The organism is Pseudomonas sp. UYEF17 (assembly GCF_040546125.1).
In the GTDB taxonomy this organism is placed as follows: Bacteria; Pseudomonadota; Gammaproteobacteria; order Pseudomonadales; family Pseudomonadaceae; genus Aquipseudomonas; species Aquipseudomonas putida_Z.
This window is the reverse complement of the sequence record NZ_JBEPNE010000019.1, coordinates 61,151-79,646: the sequence shown is the minus strand read 5'-3', so window position 1 is coordinate 79,646 and position 18,496 is coordinate 61,151. Positions and strand designations below refer to the sequence as shown.

The following is an 18,496-nucleotide window of genomic DNA, read 5'->3' as shown; positions in this document are numbered from 1 at the left end:
ACTGGGGGTGTCAGGCCATCAGTACGGATGCCAGCAGCTTGATTGCCGATGTGCGGTGATGGCCGGCACTGTAGGCCAACACTATGTCGCGGCAGTACCTGGGTTCTTCGCTCAGAATCCGGGCGGTTGGCGATTGCTCCAGCAATGACGGCCATTGCGGTACCAAGGAAACACCTTGCCCCAGCGACACCAACAGGCTGATGGCCTCGAGCGCATCCAGGTCGCAAGCCACGCTGGGCGCGAGGCCCAGATCGTCCAGATAACGCTGGGTTATCAGGCCGCCCCAGGAGTCCACGGCATATCGGATATAGGGCCCGGTGGCGAGCATTGCCTGCGCTTCAGCCTGGGAGGCCGCGGCAGGTGCCAACAAGCACAGCGGTTCGCTGCGCAACGTGAGCGTTCTCAACGATTTTGCTGTCTTGAAGGGTGGCGCCACCAGAATTGCCGCATCCAGTTCCTGATTGATCAGCTTGTCATGAAGCAGTTTCGAGTCACCGGGCGTGATGGTGAGTTTGAGGTCGGGCGCGGAGGATGACAAATGCTCCAGTGCTGCCGGTACAAGGCCGGTGAGGGCGGTTGATATGGCGCCAATGCGCAGTTCCCCGGTCAGCGTATCGGCGTTCAGGTCGTTCCTGAGCTGATTGGCATGCTCGACGATGCAACGTATCCGTGGAATCAATGCCATCAGCTTTTCTGTCGGCCTTATCGCGTGTGCCTCTCTACTGAAGAGAGTGCAGCCCAAGTGTTTCTCCAGGTTTCGAATGCGCAAACTTATTGCAGCGGCTGAAACATTTGCTTTCTTTGCCGCACCCGCAATGGAGCCGCATTCAACAACAGATATGAGGCTTTCCAGATTTTGAATGTCCATAAGTAATGCTTATGCTCAGGCCAAGTGTCAGTTGGTGTACATGAATGCCGGGCGGTGTGAGGATAGTGGCTCCGTTTGAGGAGTACCATCATGTTGACACCCTTTCATGTTGCTTATCATGTCAAAGATCTGGATGAAGCAAGAAAATTCTATAAAGAGGTTCTTGGCTGTGTCGAAGGGCGTAGCACTGATACGTGGGTAGACTTCGAGTTCTTTGGTCACCAGATATCTCTGCATGTGGGCAAGCCCTTTGAAACCAGCCGCACTGGCAAGGTCGGCCCGCACCTTGTACTGATGCCTCATATCGGGGTGATATTGCCTCTGGATCGCTGGCAAGCCTTGGCTGAACGCCTTGAAGTTCTGGGCGTGCAGTTCGAAATTCCACCGGTTGTACGTTTCGAGGGTGAGCCTGGCGAGCAGAGGACAATGTTTTTCCTGGACCCAAGTGGTAACCCGATCGAAATCAAGGGGTTCAAGAATTTGAGTGCAGTCTTTGCTTCCTAGTGTCTTATAAAAACAGAGATCAGTCCTGTGAGAATAAAAATAAATTTAATCACGCAAATTGCAATTGGCCTGGCTGTCGGTATATGCGTTGGCGTGTTGTTGAATCATTTTCCCGATTACAAGGGGTGGTGGATCGAACAAGTGCTACAGCCGGCGGGCGACGCGTTTATAAAACTGATGAAAATGATCATCGTGCCGCTGGTGTTTTCCTGCATGGTGGTAGGCATAGCCGGCTCTGGCAAGCGCGCCCTGGGGCGGGTGGGAACAAAGAGTCTTGTCTATTTCTTTGTTGTGACCGGGGTCGCAATCATTTTCGGCTTGTTGGTCGGTAACGTGCTCCAGCCAGGCGCCGGTGCGGGTTTCGCCGTTTCATCGGCGAGTGAAGCAGTGCCACCGGTGCAAAATGGTTCGGCAGGGCTCGGCAAGGTATTGTTGGGCATCATTCCTGATAATGTAGTGGCCGCAATGGCAGAGGCGAAGCTGTTGTCGGTACTGTTCTTCGCCATCTTGTTCGGGGTGGCACTGTCTACGCTGGATGAACCCAGGAGGCAGCCTTTGGTTGCCGTGCTGCAGACGGTAGTGGATACCATGTTCAAGGTCACTCATATGGTCATGGCCTACTCACCGATCGGCATCTTTGCCCTGATAGCTGTCACCGTGTCGACCTTCGGGATTGATTCACTGATGCCGCTGGCAAAGCTGATAGCCATTACTTATGTGGCGGTACTGTTCTTCGCGATTGCCGTGCTGGGCCTTGTTGCCAGGGCTGTTGGCGAGAATATCTTCGAGATCATCAAGGCCTTCAAGGATGAACTGATACTGGCCTTCAGCAGCGCGAGTTCCGCCACCGTCATGCCGCAATTGATGGCCAAGACCGAAGCACGGGGTGTGCCGCGAGCTATCACATCGCTGGTGATCCCGTTGGGTTATTCATTCAATCTGGATGGCGCGTCGCTGTTTGCGGGCCTGGGTACACTGTTTATCGCGCAGGCCTACAATATTGAACTGGCCCTGGCCGACCAGGTCATGCTGGTATTCATCATGGTATTGACGTCCAAAGGCGCTGCCGGAGTGCCCGGGTTCATGTTTGTGATTCTGACTGCAACCCTGACAGCGGCAGGTTTGCCATTGGAAGGCGTGGCTCTGATTGCAGGGGTATATCGATTGATGGACATGCCCGTTACGGCATTGAACGTGCTCGGCAATGCGCTGGCGCCGATCGTGGTCGCAAAATGGGAAAGCCGCGCCGGAACATTGCCGGCTGATGTCGTGGTTACGGAGCAATCATCTCGATAGCAGAGGGGAGGCTCGTTCAGCCAAGCGTTTGGAACGGGAATTGCTGCATCCCTGAAAACCTGCCCATTTGGGGATGCGGCCATGTTTCCAGAAGATCTGTACTTCATGTTTCTCTTCGCCGTTGCCGTGTTGGCACTCGATGTGGCAGCCATCATGCTCTATCGGAGTGCCAAGCCCTGACCCGGGTTTGGGGACTTTCACCCTGAACCGGGTTTTGGTCTACAGTGCTGGGACGTCTCTGGTGTAAGGAAACAGCTATGGCAAAGCGTCGATGGGCAGTTATCGCTACCTCGATCGCGCTGGCAGTGGGGCCGGCGCTTACTTATGCCGACCCGGGTAATGGTAAAGGGCAGGGCCACGGCAAGGACAAGGGCCAGCATGGTCAAGGTCACGGGGGCTCGTATGGTGGGCCCTCGATAAACCGTGGCGATGTGCTTGGCATTCTTGACGGGCACCGCAGCTACTGGAGCGCAGGGCCGGCGCTGCCCCCCGGCATTCAGAAGAACCTGGCCCGTGGCAAACCGCTGCCGCCGGGTATCGCCAAGAAGCTGGATGGCAGGCTGCTGGGGCAACTGCCTCATTACGATGGCTATGAATGGATGCAGGCGGGTGCGGACCTGATCCTGGTGGCAGTTGCTACGGGGATTATCTACGAGGTGTTGAACGGCGCGCTGGATTGACGTCAGGCGCAGGTGTCAGCGAGCGCCCCGGCAGGTGACGCGGTGGTTGGCACCGGCTGCGCCCACAGGTACAGCGCATTCTTTCGGCAGGTGGGGGCCTTGTGGGAGCGGGCATGCCCGCGAAGCAGGCGACGCGGTGGCTGGCACCGGCTGCGCCGGTGTTCGCGGGCACGCCCGCTCCCACAGGAACGGTGCATTCTTTCGGCTGATGGGGTCCCTGTGGGAGCGGGTTCACCCGCGAAGCAGGCGACGCGATGGCTGATACCGGATACGCCGGTGTTCTCGATAGCGCCCGTTCCTCCAAAATCAGGTTTTTTCCTGCACGTTCAGTACTGAACCCTTATCGTCCGTGGTCAGCAAGCCGCTGGAGTGCGTGCCTTCCGTCTGCAGTTCGGCGAGTGGTACATCTGTAATACGGAAAAAGCTGCGACCTTGTTCACCAACCCTCAGGGTGATCAGTTTTCCATTCTGATAGAAGAATTGCGTTCTGTTGGTGTTCCTTTGCATGGTGTGTGCTCCGAAGGCTATTGGCAGATTCACTTTCCCAGCCTTCACTCACCCAGGCCACTGGCAGAAATATCAGTTGCGGCCCGTGCAGCGAGACTTTGGTTGATTGGTAAGCCAATACAACTCCCGTTAAAATGCCGCGTATCCTTGATGGCCAACTGCAAATGTCTACGTTTCGTATCTTTCTCGCCGCCGTGCTGGTCACCGGCCTTGCCGGCTGCGCAACCCCTAGCAAACCCACTGCCAGCAAACTGACCCACAAATCGCCCCAGCAGTACGCCGCCTGCGTACTGCCCAAGTGGCAAGCGCTGGCGCCACAGGCCACGCAGAAATCGATCGCCCACGGCTACCGGCTGACGGCTCCCAGCGCCGTGGCATCCGATGATGTGCTGGACGTAGTCGATTCCCGCGAGGGCAGCCGCGCGACCTTCTACAAGGGCAGCTTCCTGTCTGGCGACAAATTGCGCCAGGCTGCCAGGGAATGCCTGGACTGACTCAGTAACCCGATCCGCTAGAGCCGCCCATGCTGGGCAGGCGGGCCCTGCGCTGAGCATTGCTCCACTCGGCGCAGGTCATGAAAGCGGTATTGTCCACTTTGCCGGTGCCGTCGAAACTCACGCTGTAGGGTTGCCGGTTGTCGGCCTTGGTCAGCATGTAGTCGAAGCAGGTGCCGGGCACCACGGTGCGTTCGGTCTCGGCAGCGGGCTTGCCGCCGATCTGCATGACCTGGTCTCTGCTCATGCCGTTGGCGACTTTCGCCACCAGCGGCTGGTCGTGGTACAGCGCGGAATTGGACGAGCAGGCAGAAAGCGCTGCCAGTGCAAGGATCAGCGCGTGAAAGGGTTTGTTCATGGCAGTGCTCCGGTAGAGGACGCCGATGAAGGCAGGTGCTCCCCGCGCGAATGTGCGACCCCTGGCTCTGCGATCACACCATCAATCCGCTCGGCTTTCCATCATACTCCTGTCACGAACACGTGCCCCCTGTAGGAGCGGCCTTGTGTCGCGATGGGCTGCGTAGCAGCCCCCGGATCTTGCGTCGATGCACAGGTTGCCGGGGCCGCTACGCAGCCCATCGCGACACAAGGCCGCTCCTACAGGGATCGCACAGCCGTCTGGATTCTGGGTATCAGCCTGCATCACCGCGTTTGTTCATCTGCTCGCACTGCATCAGTGCATCCGTCCTGCTTGGATAACTGGGCTTGAGCCGCTCCTTCGCTTGGTTATCGTAAATGTCGAAACCCCCACAAACGGTAGCGGCGTAATAGCGGCTACCCACGCGGAACGACTCCTTTTCGATCGGCACAGCGGGAACGATAACGAATCTTGGTTGCATTTTTCGTGCCTCCCCAGGCAGAGACTTAAGTATTAGTCTGGCCATGGATAACCATCAAGGAGACTCATGAATAAAACACGGTTTTCGTGATCGGCAGGTCGACACCCGTACTGTCATCAAATGAAAACCCGCTGTCGTCCGATGCGAAGCACCCCGCACCCCAAGGGCATACAGTCCAATCACCCAGAACTGACGCCATGCGTCCAGATCGATGATTGGAGAGACAAGCATGTCCAAAGTCGTACGTTTCCATCAGACCGGTGGCCCCGAGGTGCTGCGCTACGAGGACGCCGAGGTCGGCGAGCCCGGCCCGGGGCAGGTGCGCTTGCGCCAGGTGGCGGTGGGCCTGAACTACGCCGATACTTATTTCCGCAACGGCACCTACCCGATCCCGCTGCCCAATGGCATCGGCGTGGAAGCGGCCGGCGTGATCGAGGCGCTGGGCGAGGGCGTGACCCAGGTGGCGGTCGGTGACCGGGTCACCTACACCGGCTTCCTCAACACCCTGGGCGCTTATTGCACCGAGCGCCTGATCCCTGCCGCCGCCCTGATCAAGCTGCCGGATACCATCGCCTTCGAAACCGCCGCCGCCATGACCATGCGCGGCCTGACCTCCGCCTACCTGCTGCGTCGGCTGCATGACTTCAAACCCGGCGACAGCGTGCTGCTGCATGCCGCTGCTGGCGGGGTCGGCCTGATCGTCGCGCAGTGGGCGCAGCTGCTGGGGCTGAACGTGATCGGCACGGTGTCCACCGAAGCCAAGGCTGAAGTGGCTCGCGCCCATGGCTGCAACCACGTCATCAACTACAGCGTCGAGGACGTTGCCACGCGCGTGCGTGAGCTGACCGACGGGGTGGGGGTGAACGTGGTGTTCGACAGCGTTGGCAAGAACACCTTCATGGGCTCGCTCGATTCGCTCAAGCGCCGCGGCCTGATGGTTTGCGTCGGCACGGCGTCAGGCACCATCCCGCCGTTCGACCCGCAGTTGCTGGCGATCAAGGGCTCGCTGCAGCTCACCCGCCCGGCACTGGCCGACTTCATCGCCGACCCGGCGGAAAAGGCCGACCTGGCCGGCGAGCTGTTCGATCACGTCGGCAGCGGGCGCATCCGTATCGAGATCAACCAGCACTACGCACTGCAGGATGCCGTCCAGGCCCACCGTGACCTGGAAGCGCGCAAGACCACCGGCTCGTCGATCTTCGTCATCTGAAGAGGGCAACAGCATGCACATCGAACAACTGACCTGCGCGATCGGTGCCGAGGTAAGTGGGGTCAACCTGGCCGACGCGATCCACGACGACGACCTGTTCGCCCAGCTTCGCGCGCAGTTGCTCCGGCACCGTGTGCTGTTCCTGCGCGACCAGCACTTCAGCCGCGCCGAACACGTGGCGTTCGCCCGTCGCTTCGGCGACCTGGAGGACCACCCGGTGGCCGGCAGCGACCCGGAGCATCCGGGCCTGGTACAGATCTACAAGCGCCCGGACCAGCCCAATGACCGCTATGAAAATGCCTGGCACACCGACGCCACCTGGCGCGAGGCCCCGCCGATGGGCTGTGTGCTGCGCTGCATCGAATGCCCGCCCGTGGGCGGCGACACGATGTGGGCGAACATGGTGCTGGCCTATGAAAACCTGCCAGGCGATGTGAAGGCCAAGATCGAAGGCCTGCGCGCCCGTCACAGCATCGAGGCCAGCTTTGGCGCCGCCATGCCGCTGGAAAAGCGCCTGGCGCTGAAGGCGCAGTTCCCCGATGCCGAGCACCCGGTGGTGCGCACCCACCCGGAAACCGGCGAGCAGGTGCTGTTCGTCAACGCCTTCACCACCCATTTCAGCAACTACCACACCCCGCAGCGGGTGCGCTTCGGGCAGGACGCCAACCCCGGTGCCAGCGACCTGCTGCGTTACCTGATCAGCCAGGCCTACCTGCCGGAGTACCAGGTGCGCTGGCGCTGGAAGCCCAACAGCGTGGCGATCTGGGACAACCGCAGCACCCAGCACTACGCCGTCATGGACTACCCGCCGTGCCACCGCAAGATGGAGCGCGCCGGGATCAAGGGCAGCCCCACGTTCTGAGTTCGTCGCCGTCGCTGGCGGCAACCGCACAATAACAATAGCGAGGACTACAGCATGCAATTCTTCGACGATTCGTTGCACCCGGAAAACATGGAAAAGGTGGTGATCACCGTGGCCCCCTATGGCCCGGAGTGGATGCCCGAAGATTTCCCTGAAGACATTCCCCTGACCATGGACGAGCAGGTGCAGAAGGCCGTCGACTGCTTTGATGCAGGTGCCACCGTACTGCACCTGCACGTGCGCGAACTGGACGGCAAGGGCTCCAAGCGCCTGTCCAAGTTCAACGAGCTGATCGCCGGGGTGCGCGAAGCGGTGCCGGACATGATCATCCAGGTTGGCGGATCGATTTCCTTTGCCCCGGAAAGCGAAGGCGAGGCGGCCAAGTGGCTGTCGGACGACACCCGGCACATGCTCGCCGAGCTGACGCCGCGCCCCGACCAGGTGACCGTGGCCATCAACACCACGCAGATGAACATCATGGAGTTGCTGTACCCCGAGTACCTGGAAGGTACCTCGCTGGCCAGCCCGGCGATTCATGCCGCCTATAGCGAGATGACTGTGCCGGCCGGCCCGGCCTGGGTCCGCGAGCACCTGCGCCGCCTGCAGGCCAGCAACATCCAACCGCATTTCCAGCTGACCGGCATGCATGCCCTGGAGACACTCGAGCGCATCGTCCGCCGTGGTGACTACATGGGCCCGCTGAACCTGACCTGGATCGGCATTGGCGGCGGTTTCGACGGCCCCAACCCGTTCAACTTCTTCAACTTCATCCACCGCGCGCCGGACGGTTGCACCCTGACCGCCGAATCGTTGCTGAAGAACGTGCTGCCGTTCAACACCATGGCCCTGGCCATGGGCCTGCACCCACGCTGCGGCAACGAAGACACCATCATCGACCAGCATGGCAAGCGCTTCACCTCGGTGCAGCAGATCCAGCAGACCGTGCGTGTGGCCCATGAGCTGGGCCGCGAGATTGCCAGCGGCAAGGAAGCACGCGCCATTTACCGCATCGGGCAGCAGTACGACAGCATCGAGCAGACCCTCGAGGCCAACGGCATGGCGCCGAATCGCCAGCCGGGCGTGAAGGGCGTGCCGCAGCGCTGACTTCACTGGCCTGCGCTGGCCTTTGTAGGAGCGGCCTTGTGTCGCGACAGGGCTGCACAGCAGCCCCGGCAATAGTTGAGTTGACGCTTCACTCGGGGGCCGCTTTGCGGCCCATCGCGACACAAGGCCGCTCCTACAGGGGGCGTGCCAATGCATAAGAACAAGAAAAACCCACATCACCCCAAGGAGGCAACATGGCCACCTATCTCGCCAGTGCCGAAGATTCCGGCACCGACACCGCCCACAGCGTCCCCCGGCGCTATGCCTGGGTGGTCTTCGCCCTGACCTTTGGGCTGTTGATCTCCGACTACATGTCGCGCCAGGTGCTCAATGCGGTGTTCCCGCTGCTCAAGGGCGAATGGGCATTGAGCGACAGCCAGCTCGGCCTGCTCAGCGGTATCGTCGCGCTGATGGTCGGTCTGCTGACCTTCCCGCTGTCGCTGCTGGCCGACCGCTTCGGCCGGGTGCGCAGCCTGGTGCTGATGGCTGTACTGTGGAGCCTGGCCACCCTCGGCTGCGCCCTGGCGGAAAACTACCCGCAAATGTTCGTCGCGCGGTTTCTGGTGGGGGTAGGCGAGGCGGCCTACGGCAGTGTCGGCATCGCCGTGGTGGTCGCCGTGTTCCCCCGCGACATGCGCTCGACCCTGGCCGGCGCGTTTATGGCCGGTGGCATGTTCGGCTCGGTGCTGGGCATGGCCATGGGCGGTGTACTGGCCCAGCACCTGGGCTGGCGCTGGGCATTCGCCGGCATGGCGCTGTTCGGCCTGGTGCTGGCGATGCTGTACCCGCTGATCGTCAAGGAGGCGCGTATTGCGCCTAAATGCGTGCAGCAGTCGCAAGGCAAGGCCGGCCGCCCGCTGCGCACCCTGTACAGCAGCCGTTCGGTCATCGCGGCCTACGTCGGCAGCGGGCTGCAGCTGTTCGTCGGCGGCACCGTGATCGTGTGGATGCCCAGCTACCTGAACCGCTATTACGCCATGGGCACCGACCGCGCCGGGGCTATTGCGGCAGTCATCGTGCTGTGCAGCGGCATCGGCATGATCCTCTGCGCCATGCTCTGCGACCGCCTCGGGCGGCAGCGCCCGGACCGCAAGATCAGCCTGGCCATCGCCTACTGCCTGGGCAGCTGCGCGCTGTTGTCCCTCGCTTTCGCGCTGCCAGCCGGCACCGCCCAACTGGTGCTGATCTGCCTGGGCATGATGATCGCCGCCGGGACCAACGGCCCATCCAGTGCCATGGTCGCCAACCTCACCCACGCCTCGGTGCACGGCACCGCGTTTGCCACCCTGACCCTGGCCAACAACCTGTTGGGCCTGGCCACCGGGCCGCTGATCACCGGGCGCGTTTCCGACCTGGTCGGCCTGCATGCCGCCTTCCAGCTGGTGCCGCTGATGAGCATCGGCGCAGCGGCGGTGTTTTTCCTCGCCAAACGTCATTACCACCGCGACATGGATCGTCTGCACGCACCGGCACACGACGCTGCCGACGCACCCCGGGAGTTGAAACCGTGAAACAGCTGTTGTCCGTCGAAGTGTTCTTCGATTTCGTCTGCCCGTGGTGCCTGATTGGCCAGCGGCACCTGCAGGCCGCCCTGTTGCTGTTGCAGCGCGAACAGCCGCAAGTGCAGGTACAACTGCAATGGCGAGGTGTGCAGTTGTTGCCTGGCTTGCCCGCCGCTGGCGTGCCGTTCCATGCCTTCTATCTGCAACGCCTGGGAAGCGAGGAGGCGGTACGCGAGCGCCAGGCCCAGGTGCGCGGCGCTGCCCGTGTGGTAGGCGAGGACATCGACTTCTCGCGTATCCGCCGCATGCCCAACACCGGCAATGCCCATCGGCTGCTGCAGCGGGCTGCCCAGTTGCTCGAAGCAGCGCAACTGGAAGCCTTGCTGGCGCAGCTGTTCATCGCCTATTTCCACCAGGGCCGCGACCTGGGGGATAGCCGCACCTTGCTCGACGTCGCACAGTGTTGCGGGCTGGATGCCGCGCAGGTAGTCGACTGCCTGCGTGACGACGGCAGCCCGTTCCTCGATGGGGCCGGGCGCGCTGGCAGTGCCGTGCCGCGTTTCCGTTTCAATCAGGGGCCGCTCGTTGCGGGTGCACAGCCTGCCGAGGTGCTGTATGCGGCCATGACCGAAGCGCTGCAAGAGGTTGAGAGGGCATGACCCGGCGCATTGCATTGGCCCCCCATCAGGTGCCGGAACGTGACGGCCGTGTGCTGTTGGCCTGCGAAGGGCGCAGCGTGGCGCTTTTCAACGTTGCCGACTCGTTCTATGCCATCGAAGACAGCTGCCCGCACCAGGGCGCGTCGTTGTGCGGCGGGCGGCTGGAAGGCCGTGTCATCCAGTGCTGCGCGCATGGCCTGCGCTTCGACCTGGCCAGCGGCTACCTGGTCAATTCCAGGGCCTTGAAAGTTGCCAGCTACCCGGTCGAGCAGCAGGGCGGGCAGGTCTACATCGTGTTTGACAGTGAGGAGGCGGGGCAATGAATACACTGGCACTTGGCGCTACCCATCAGCGTATCCGCACCCTCGCCCCGGGGGTGGTGGTCAGCCTTGTCGTCGGCGCGGCCGCCAGTTTCCTCGGTGAGCATTACGCGGCCCCGGTCATGCTGTTTGCCTTGCTATTGGGGATGGCGCTGAACTTTCTCGCGGTCGACGGCCCCTGCAAGGCCGGTATCGAGTTCACCGCCCGCACGGTACTGCGCCTGGGCGTGGCGCTGCTTGGCATGCGCATCACCCTTGACCAGATTGCCAGCCTGGGCTGGAAGCCCGTGGCCCTGGTCGTGACCCTGGTGGTGGTGACCATCCTGGTCTCGGTGGTGGTGGCCAAGGTGCTGGGGTTTTCACGGCTGTTCGGCATGCTCACCGGCGGTGCCACGGCCATTTGCGGTGCCTCGGCTGCGCTGGCGCTGGCAGCTGCCTTGCCACAGCACCCGCGCAAGGAGCATGCAACGCTGTTCACCGTGATCGGCGTGTCGGCGCTGTCGACCCTGGCGATGATCCTCTACCCGATGATTGCCCAGTGGTTGCACCTGTCCCCGGCGCAGGCCGGGGTCTTCCTCGGTGCGACCATCCACGACGTGGCGCAGGTGGTGGGGGCGGGCTACAGCATGTCTACCGAGACCGGCGACATCGCCACGGTGGTCAAGCTGATGCGGGTGGCCATGCTGTTGCCGGTCATTGTCTGCGCGGCCATGATCACCCGGCGCCAGGGCCTCAAGGCCGGTGGCCAGCGGCCGCCCTTGCTGCCATGGTTCGCGGTCGGCTTCCTGCTGCTGGCGTGCGTCAACAGCACAGGCTGGGTACCCACCGCGGTGCAAGCCGGTATCAACGACCTGTCGCGCGGCTGCCTGGTGGTGGCGATCAGTGCCCTGGGCATGAAAACCCAACTCAAGGCGCTGGCCGCGGTCGGGCTGAAACCCATTGCGCTGATGGTGGGGGAGAGCGTGTTTCTTGTGCTTTTGGTGCTGGCGTTGATGAATTGGGTGGGTTCGGCTTGAGATGTGTGGCGCCTGTGAGATCGAGCGCCGCCCGCGCGGCGCTTCGCAGCACAAGGCTGCTCCTACATCTGTTTCGGGCCAATAACGCCTGTTCCAATGCACGCGACCGCCTTGTTTGCCCGGCACAATATCGAGGTGGGCACCAAGGGCCCGCGCGCGTCTGCCTCAGGAATAACTGGCCCGAAACAGATGTAGGAGCAGCCTTGTGCTGCGAAGCGCCGCGCGGGCGGCGCTCGATCTCACAGGCACCGCAAATCTAAGCTCAGGCGCCTGGCGGCCCTGACGCGATCTGATCAAAATTCTGTGCCCGCCAACTAGCCGGCGGCATGCCGAACTGGGCGATGAACCAGCGGGTGAACGAGCTGGGCATCGAATAACCCAGCATGTCGGCGATACGCCCCAGCGAATAGCCGGGGTTTTCCAGGTAGCGCATCACCAGGTCACGGCGCACGCTGTTGATCAGGTCCTTGAAGGTCAACCCGCTTTCTTCCAGGCGCCGCTGCAGGGTGCGCACGTTCATGCCCTGGGTCTGTGCCACCTGCTCGATGGTGGCGCGGCCCATGGGCAGCAGCAGGTAGATGGTCTTGCGCAACTCCAGCTCCAGGGACGGCGTGCCGCCCGCCGGCAGGCTGTCCAGATAGCGCTGCGCCAGGCGCGCCATGGCCTCGTTGGCCTGCGGGCTGGCGCTGTCGAGGTCGGCGGCCGGGCAGACGATACCGTTGAACTCGCTGCCGAACACCAGCGTGCAGCCGAAAATGCGCCGATGGGTGGCCAGGTCGGCGGGAGGCGCGTGGGTGAAGTTGGCGCTGATCGGGTGCCAATGCGCACCTAGCAGCGCCGCGCACAGGCGCATCATCACGCCGATCGCCAGCTCGGTGGCCTGGCGGCTGCAGGGCGCGCGTTCGTTGATCACCTCCTCACGGATGACCACGGTCTTGCCGGCTTCCTCGATATGAATGGCCAGGGCGTCATTGAGCAGGTGACGGTACTGCACGATTACCTGCAGCGCATCACGCAGGGTGCGTTGGTGGCTGAGCAGCAGGCTGATTTCGCCGAAGTCCGACAGTTGCCGCAACTCGGCCATGCGCAGGCCGAAACTTTCGCAACGGGTGGTGCTGGCGGAGGCTTCCAGCAAGGTAATGACGCTGGCAACCGGGATACGCCGGTTGGGGTCATCGAGCAACGCGGCGCTGAGGCCAACCTGTGCCAACAGTGCATGGGGATTGAGGCCCAGGTGGCGGGACACCTCAAGGTAATTGGTCAAGCTGGCGGCACGGACTAGGGCAGGCATTTTTTGTTGTTATCCATGTTTTCCAGGCTAACTGCTGCTTTTTTGTAGGAGCAGCCTTGTGCTGCGAAGAGGCCGGTACGACCGACATCACTGTTATGGCCTTTAGGGCCTCTTCGCAGCACAAGGCTGCTCCTACAAAAAGCGAGCGGCTGATTGGTTTTATAGCCTGCGTGTCATGAATTGAAAAGCAAAGCCCTGTCTTGGCCATTGTCATCAAATGAAAAGCCCCTGACGCCCAATGTGAAGCACCCGGTGGGTGGGCTGTTTACTGTGAACCTCAAGAGCTACACCGCACACGAGGTTCACCGTGGAAAAACTGCAAACCACTGCCACCGTGCTGATCGTCCCCGGCCTGCGCGACCATGTCGCCGAACACTGGCAGACCCTGCTCGCAGGCCGCCTGGCCAAGGTGCGCAGCGTACCGCCACTGCAAGTCGACGGCCTGAGCTGCACGGCCCGGGTCGAGGCGATCCAGCGCGAACTGGACCAGATCGATGGTGAAGTGATCCTGGTAGCGCACAGCGCTGGCGTGCTGATGGTCGCCCACTGGGCGGCGCGCTACCGGCGGCCGATCAAGGGTGCATTGCTGGCGGCGCCGCCCGACCTGAACGCGCAATGGCCGGCCCACTACCCAAGCCCGGCCAGCCTGGCCGAGCACGGCTGGTCACCATTGCCCCAGGCGCCGCTGCCGTTCCCCAGCATTGTCGCGGCCAGCAGCAACGACCACCTGGCCAGCTTTGCCGCGGCCAGCGCCCTGGCCCAAGGCTGGGGTAGCGAACTGGTCGCACTGGGGGCCGTCGGCCACCTCAACCCGGCCTCCGGCTTCGGCCCTTGGCCGCAGGCCGAGGCGTTCATCCAGCGACTGGACCAGCCCAACCTGCAATAGCGCATGGACGCCCCAGCCACGCTCGCAAAAGACGAGCGGCGAAAAAAACAATAACAATACGTGGAGCCATCGTAATGCCAGAACACCGCATTCACCGTGCTGTGAAACCACAGCGCTGCCTGCTCGCCTGCGCCATCGGCCTGCTCACGCTGCCCGCCGCCCAGGCGTTCGAAGTCGATACCGGTAATGAAAACTGGGCCGTGCGCTTCGACAACACCGTCAAGTACAACTACGGCGTACGCACCGAAAGCGCCGACAAGCGCATGCTGGGCACGCCCAACAGCAACGACGGTGACTACAACTTCCGCAAGGCCGGCACCAACATCACCAACCGGGTCGACCTGCTGACCGAACTGGATGTGGTCTACCAGGGCAATACCGGGTTCCGCGTCAGCACCGCCAGCTGGTACGACAAGGCCTATGACAACACCGGTTCCAATAGCAACCCGTTCGTCAACGGCAACGGTGACCAGTCCGGCATCAACCCCAGCCTCAATGGCCTGCCCGGCACCGGTGTGCCGTTGGGCAGCCCGCACCTGAGCAACTACGCCCAGCGTTACTACAGCGGCCCGTCCGGTGAAGTGCTGGATGCCTTCGTGTTCTTCAGCCGTGAAGTCGGCGAGGCTTCACAGGTCAGCGCCAAGCTGGGCCAGCACAACCTGTTCTGGGGTGAAACCCTGCTCAACCCGGTGCACTCGCTGAGCTACGGCCAGTCGGGCCTCGACCTGGCCAAGCTGGCCGCTTCGCCGGGCACCGAGGCCAAGGAGCTGTTCGTGCCGCGCAACCAGCTGTCGACCTCGTTCCTGGTCAACTCCGAACTGACCCTGGGCGCCCAGTACTTCTTCGACTGGGACGCCGCCCGCCTGCCCGAAGCCGGTACCTACTATGGCGGCTCGGACGTGGTAGGCGAGGGCGCCCAAAGCTTCCTGCTCGGCCACACCGGTACACCCGGGCTGATCCCGGTGCGCGGTGCGCTGACCACCATCCGCCGTGGCCATGACCTGAACCCGGGCAAGAGCGGCGACTGGGGCATCATGGCCAAGTGGTCGCCCGAGTGGCTGGGCGGCACCCTCGGCTTCTACTACCGCAAGACCTCCGAGATCCTCCCGCAGGCCTGGCTCGACGCGCGCGGCATGACCGTCGCCAACGGCCCGTTCGGCAACCCGCCGGGCAGCCGCCAAGGCGCAGTTGGCAACCTGTACAACTCGCTGCAAAGCACTACTTACCAGTTCGCCTACTCCGACGACATCGACATCTATGGCCTGAGCCTGTCCAAGGATGTGGGCGGCATCAGTGTCGGCAGCGACCTGAACATCCGCCACAACATGCCGCTGGCGAGCATCCCGGCAATCGTCAGCGCCCCCGGCCAGGGTGGCCTGGGCGGCGGCTTCGGCCTGCTGCCGGCACGCCTGCCCAGCAGCGGGGTGATCTACGACGTGCCCAAGGATGGCGACGGCCTGAGCGCCACCGGCGACACCCTGCACTGGACCTTGAACGGCCTGATGACCATTGGCGATACGCCGCTGTTCGATTCGGCAACCCTGCTAGGCGAGCTGTTCTACAGCAACCTGCTCAAGCTCGATAGCCACAACGAGGCCTTGTACAAGGGCAAGAGCAGCTACCGCGGCATCGACAAGGCCACCCGCGACAACTGGGGCATCGCCGTCAACTTCACCCCTACCTGGTACCAGGTACTGCCTGGCATGGACCTGAGCATGCCGCTGTCGGTCAACGTCGGCCTCGACGGCGTGTCGCCGGTGCAGGGCGGTGGCGCCGAGAACACCGGCAACTATGCGGTGGGCGTGAGCGCCGCGATCTACAACCAGTACTTCGTCGACCTCAAGTACGTCGACAGTTTCGGTGAGACCAAGGCCTGCAAGGACGGCCAGACCGACGGCAGCACCCCCAACGCCCTGGACGGCGAACAGGATTACACCTGCTACGGCGGCGGCTACGCCTCCTTCTCCGGCGGTGGTGCCACCACCGAGGACCGTGGCGCCCTGTACCTGACCGTCAAGACGACCTTCTGAGTCATGTTTCCTACAGCCTACACAGGAAGACAACCATCATGAATTTCGTACGTACCCTGCTGGCCTCGTGCCTGTCACTGGCCGCCCTGAACGCTGCCCAGGCCGCCGTTTCCACTGACCAGGCCGCGCGCCTGGGCACCAGCCTGACCGTCATCGGCGCGGAAAAGGCCGGCAACGCCGATGGCTCGATCCCGGCCTACCAGGGCGGCCTGCTGACGCCGCCAGCCAGCTACCAGAGCGGCGCCAGCATGCGCCCCGACCCGTTCGCCAGCGACAAGCCGCTGCTGGTCATCGATGGCAAGAACGCCGAGCAGTACAAGGGCCAACTGACCGCCACCACCCTGGAACTGCTCAAGCGCTACCCCAGCTACCGCGTCGATGTGTACCCGACCCACCGTAGCGTGGCGCTGCCGCAAGCGGTACTCGACAACACCCGCAAGAACGCCACTGCCGCCAACAGCAAGGAGGGCGGCACTGCGGTAGACAACGTGCTGCCGGGCATCCCGTTCCCCATTCCGCAGAACGGCGCCGAGGCCATGTGGAACTTCCTGCTGCGCTATCAGGGCGTGAGCATGACTGCCAAGTACGACTCGTGGAACGTCGACGCTGCTGGCAAGCCATCGCTGTCGACCACCGGCCAGGCCAATATCAGCTACCCGATCTACGAAGACATGACCAAGCCGATCGGTGCCAAGGACACCTACTACCAGATGAAACTGGTGTACACCGGGCCCGCACGCCGTGCCGGCGAAGCGATGATGCTGCGCGATGCCGCCAACCCGCTGGTGCAGCCACGCAGTGCCTGGCAGTACCTGCCGGGCCAGCGCCGGGTCAAGCTGGCGCCGAACCTGGCCTACGACACGCCCAACCCGGGCACCTCCGGTTCGGGTACCTACGATGACGTGTTCGTCTTCAACGGTGCGCTGGACCGCTACGACTGGACCCTGGTCGGCAAGCAGGAAATGTACGTGCCGTACAACACCTACCAGCTGACCTACAACACCGACGTCAAGCAGGTGATCACCCCCAACCACCTGGCGCCGCAGTTCGTGCGCTGGGAGAAGCACCGGGTGTGGGTGGTGGAAGGCAAGCTCAAGGACGGTGCGCGCCATATCTACCACAAGCGCCGCTTCTACCTCGACGAAGACAGCTGGATCGCCCTGGCCTCGGACCAGTACGACGCCCGTGGCCAGCTGTACCGCGGCTCGTTCGCCTTCCTCACCCAGAGCTACGACAAGCAGACCCCGGACGCCACGCCGTTCATGATCTACGACCTGATCGGCGGCACCTACAACCTCAATGGCGTGGTCGGCGCCTACGGCGGCATCCGCTACATCGACCCGCTGTCGAAAACCCAGTGGTCGCCCGAGTCGCTGGCCGGCAACGGCATTCGCTGAACGCACGGAGCAGAGGTGGCAATGTCTGTCTTCAAACGATGCAGCGTGGTAGTTCTGGCTTTGGCCGCGCTGCAGGGCGCGGCCCAGGCTGCGCCCTTCACCGATGTGCTGGACCTGCCCGCCATGCCCAGCGCCCTGGTCGCCAGCAGCGCCTTGCGCGATGTAACCCTGGCCGGCCAGCGCCTGGTCGCTGTGGGCCCGCGTGGGCACATCCTGTACTCCGACGACCACGGCGCGCACTGGCAGCAGGCTCAGGTGCCGGTCAGCGCCGACCTTAATGCCGTGAGCTTCGCCACGCCCGAGCTGGGCTGGGCGGTTGGCCACGATGGCGTGGTGCTGCACAGCCGTGATGGCGGCGTGCACTGGCAGAAGCAGCTGGATGGCCGGGCGCTGGCCGAACAACTGCCGGGCACGGGTAGCGACAATGCCTTGCTCGACGTGTGGTTCAGCGATGCCCGCAATGGCTATGCGGTCGGCGTGTTCAACCTGCTGTTGCGCACCGTTGACGGCGGCGAGCACTGGCAGCCCTGGCTCGACCACAGCGATAACCCGCAAGGCCTGCACCTGACCAGCCTGGCCGCGGTGGGTGACGAGCTGTACATCACCGGCGAGCAAGGCCTGCTGCTGAAGCAGGACGGTGAGCGCTTCAGCCGTGTCGAGACACCCTACGCCGGCACACTGTTCGGTGCTGTCGGCAAGCCTGGCGTACTGCTGGTCTACGGCCTGCGTGGGCATGCCTACCGCAGCACCGATGGCGGCCGGCAATGGCAACCGGTCAGCACGGGTGTGAACACCAGCCTCACCGCCGCCGGTGTCGACCGTGACGGCCAGCTGTGGCTGGCCAGCCAGGCTGGCGACCTGCTGCTCAGCCGGGATGATGGCGCAAGCTTCAGCCCGGTGCCGCAAAGCGCCCGTGGCCCGGTGACCGCGCTCGCCACCGATACCGGCAACGGCCTGGTACTGGTGGGCGAGCGGGGCGTGCGCAACCAGGCCGGTAACCCCACGCTGCACCCATAACAAGAGAAGACCCT

At 63.1% G+C, this 18,496-nt stretch carries 20 protein-coding genes; 15 read left to right on the top strand and 5 right to left on the bottom strand.

Annotated features, from left to right (window positions below; genetic code table 11):
• Positions 1 to 10: 10 nt before the first annotated feature.
• Positions 11 to 868: a LysR family transcriptional regulator gene (locus tag ABIB24_RS22670; RefSeq protein ID WP_354317270.1), complete on the bottom strand. Its 858-nt coding sequence runs from the start codon at positions 866 to 868 to the stop codon at positions 11 to 13.
• A gap of 90 nt (positions 869 to 958) precedes the next feature.
• Between ABIB24_RS22670 and ABIB24_RS22665 the strand changes: the two genes are divergently transcribed.
• The 3 genes from ABIB24_RS22665 to ABIB24_RS22655 all read left to right on the top strand — a co-directional run bounded on the left by ABIB24_RS22665 (position 959) and on the right by ABIB24_RS22655 (position 3,348).
• Positions 959 to 1,372 carry a VOC family protein gene (locus ABIB24_RS22665; protein WP_137163842.1) on the top strand — a complete coding sequence of 138 codons (414 nt, stop codon included), beginning with the start codon at positions 959 to 961 and terminating at the stop codon, positions 1,370 to 1,372.
• A gap of 27 nt (positions 1,373 to 1,399) precedes the next feature.
• Positions 1,400 to 2,668: a cation:dicarboxylate symporter family transporter gene (locus ABIB24_RS22660; RefSeq protein WP_085591144.1), complete on the top strand. Its 1,269-nt coding sequence runs from the start codon at positions 1,400 to 1,402 to the stop codon at positions 2,666 to 2,668.
• Positions 2,669 to 2,925: 257 nt separating this feature from the next.
• Entirely contained in the window at positions 2,926 to 3,348 is a 423-nt protein-coding gene (locus tag ABIB24_RS22655; RefSeq protein ID WP_013972524.1) for an anti-virulence regulator CigR family protein, read from the top strand.
• A 306-nt stretch (positions 3,349 to 3,654) separates the two neighbouring features.
• On the opposite strand, the gene ABIB24_RS22650 is transcribed toward ABIB24_RS22655, so the two are convergent.
• Positions 3,655 to 3,855, bottom strand: a complete 201-nt coding sequence (locus ABIB24_RS22650) for a hypothetical protein (RefSeq protein WP_137164798.1) — start codon at positions 3,853 to 3,855, stop codon at positions 3,655 to 3,657.
• Positions 3,856 to 3,989: 134 nt separating this feature from the next.
• Between ABIB24_RS22650 and ABIB24_RS22645 the strand changes: the two genes are divergently transcribed.
• Positions 3,990 to 4,349, top strand: a complete 360-nt coding sequence (locus ABIB24_RS22645; RefSeq protein WP_354317268.1) for a hypothetical protein — start codon at positions 3,990 to 3,992, stop codon at positions 4,347 to 4,349.
• A 1-nt stretch (position 4,350) separates the two neighbouring features.
• Here the strand turns inward: ABIB24_RS22645 and osmE are convergent, their stop codons facing one another.
• Both osmE and ABIB24_RS22635 read right to left on the bottom strand, forming a co-directional pair.
• Positions 4,351 to 4,707: an osmotically-inducible lipoprotein OsmE gene (osmE, locus tag ABIB24_RS22640; RefSeq protein ID WP_137163844.1), complete on the bottom strand. Its 357-nt coding sequence runs from the start codon at positions 4,705 to 4,707 to the stop codon at positions 4,351 to 4,353.
• Between the two features lie 274 nt (positions 4,708 to 4,981).
• Positions 4,982 to 5,188, bottom strand: coding sequence for a hypothetical protein (locus ABIB24_RS22635; RefSeq protein ID WP_025338990.1), 207 nt, complete (start codon positions 5,186 to 5,188; stop codon positions 4,982 to 4,984).
• A gap of 229 nt (positions 5,189 to 5,417) precedes the next feature.
• Between ABIB24_RS22635 and ABIB24_RS22630 the strand changes: the two genes are divergently transcribed.
• The 7 genes from ABIB24_RS22630 (at position 5,418) to ABIB24_RS22600 (ending at position 11,861) form a co-directional block, all read left to right on the top strand.
• The gene (locus tag ABIB24_RS22630) at positions 5,418 to 6,398 is read left to right on the top strand and encodes a quinone oxidoreductase family protein (RefSeq protein WP_137163845.1); all 981 of its coding nucleotides are present in this window, start codon (positions 5,418 to 5,420) and stop codon (positions 6,396 to 6,398) included.
• 13 nt (positions 6,399 to 6,411) lie between these two features.
• Positions 6,412 to 7,260 carry a TauD/TfdA dioxygenase family protein gene (locus ABIB24_RS22625; protein ID WP_013972530.1) on the top strand — a complete coding sequence of 283 codons (849 nt, stop codon included), beginning with the start codon at positions 6,412 to 6,414 and terminating at the stop codon, positions 7,258 to 7,260.
• A gap of 54 nt (positions 7,261 to 7,314) precedes the next feature.
• On the top strand, positions 7,315 to 8,364 hold the full coding sequence (locus ABIB24_RS22620; protein WP_039613499.1) for a beta-keto acid cleavage family enzyme: 1,050 nt from the start codon (positions 7,315 to 7,317) through the stop codon (positions 8,362 to 8,364).
• A 194-nt stretch (positions 8,365 to 8,558) separates the two neighbouring features.
• The gene (locus ABIB24_RS22615) at positions 8,559 to 9,875 is read left to right on the top strand and encodes an MFS transporter (protein WP_137163846.1); all 1,317 of its coding nucleotides are present in this window, start codon (positions 8,559 to 8,561) and stop codon (positions 9,873 to 9,875) included.
• A complete protein-coding gene (locus ABIB24_RS22610) occupies positions 9,872 to 10,525 on the top strand; it encodes a DsbA family protein (RefSeq protein WP_137163847.1) in 654 nt (217 codons plus the stop codon). Before ABIB24_RS22615 ends, ABIB24_RS22610 begins: the two co-directional genes overlap by 4 nt.
• Positions 10,522 to 10,848 (top strand): Rieske (2Fe-2S) protein, encoded by a 327-nt coding sequence (locus tag ABIB24_RS22605; RefSeq protein ID WP_137163848.1) that lies wholly within the window; start codon positions 10,522 to 10,524, stop codon positions 10,846 to 10,848. The genes ABIB24_RS22610 and ABIB24_RS22605 overlap by 4 nt, the downstream gene beginning before the upstream one ends.
• Positions 10,845 to 11,861, top strand: coding sequence for a YeiH family protein (locus ABIB24_RS22600; RefSeq protein ID WP_137163849.1), 1,017 nt, complete (start codon positions 10,845 to 10,847; stop codon positions 11,859 to 11,861). Before ABIB24_RS22605 ends, ABIB24_RS22600 begins: the two co-directional genes overlap by 4 nt.
• Before the next feature lie 262 nt (positions 11,862 to 12,123).
• Here the strand turns inward: ABIB24_RS22600 and ABIB24_RS22595 are convergent, their stop codons facing one another.
• A complete protein-coding gene (locus ABIB24_RS22595) occupies positions 12,124 to 13,152 on the bottom strand; it encodes an AraC family transcriptional regulator (protein WP_137163850.1) in 1,029 nt (342 codons plus the stop codon).
• A gap of 307 nt (positions 13,153 to 13,459) precedes the next feature.
• Between ABIB24_RS22595 and ABIB24_RS22590 the strand changes: the two genes are divergently transcribed.
• The 4 genes from ABIB24_RS22590 to ABIB24_RS22575 all read left to right on the top strand — a co-directional run bounded on the left by ABIB24_RS22590 (position 13,460) and on the right by ABIB24_RS22575 (position 18,482).
• Complete coding sequence (locus ABIB24_RS22590) at positions 13,460 to 14,038, top strand: RBBP9/YdeN family alpha/beta hydrolase (RefSeq protein WP_274078858.1); 579 nt, start codon at positions 13,460 to 13,462, stop codon at positions 14,036 to 14,038.
• Positions 14,039 to 14,112: 74 nt separating this feature from the next.
• On the top strand, positions 14,113 to 16,068 hold the full coding sequence (locus ABIB24_RS22585) for a DUF1302 domain-containing protein (RefSeq protein WP_085616459.1): 1,956 nt from the start codon (positions 14,113 to 14,115) through the stop codon (positions 16,066 to 16,068).
• Positions 16,069 to 16,106: 38 nt separating this feature from the next.
• Positions 16,107 to 17,465: a DUF1329 domain-containing protein gene (locus tag ABIB24_RS22580; protein ID WP_025339000.1), complete on the top strand. Its 1,359-nt coding sequence runs from the start codon at positions 16,107 to 16,109 to the stop codon at positions 17,463 to 17,465.
• A gap of 21 nt (positions 17,466 to 17,486) precedes the next feature.
• Complete coding sequence (locus ABIB24_RS22575; protein ID WP_137163851.1) at positions 17,487 to 18,482, top strand: WD40/YVTN/BNR-like repeat-containing protein; 996 nt, start codon at positions 17,487 to 17,489, stop codon at positions 18,480 to 18,482.
• Positions 18,483 to 18,496: the final 14 nt, after the last annotated feature.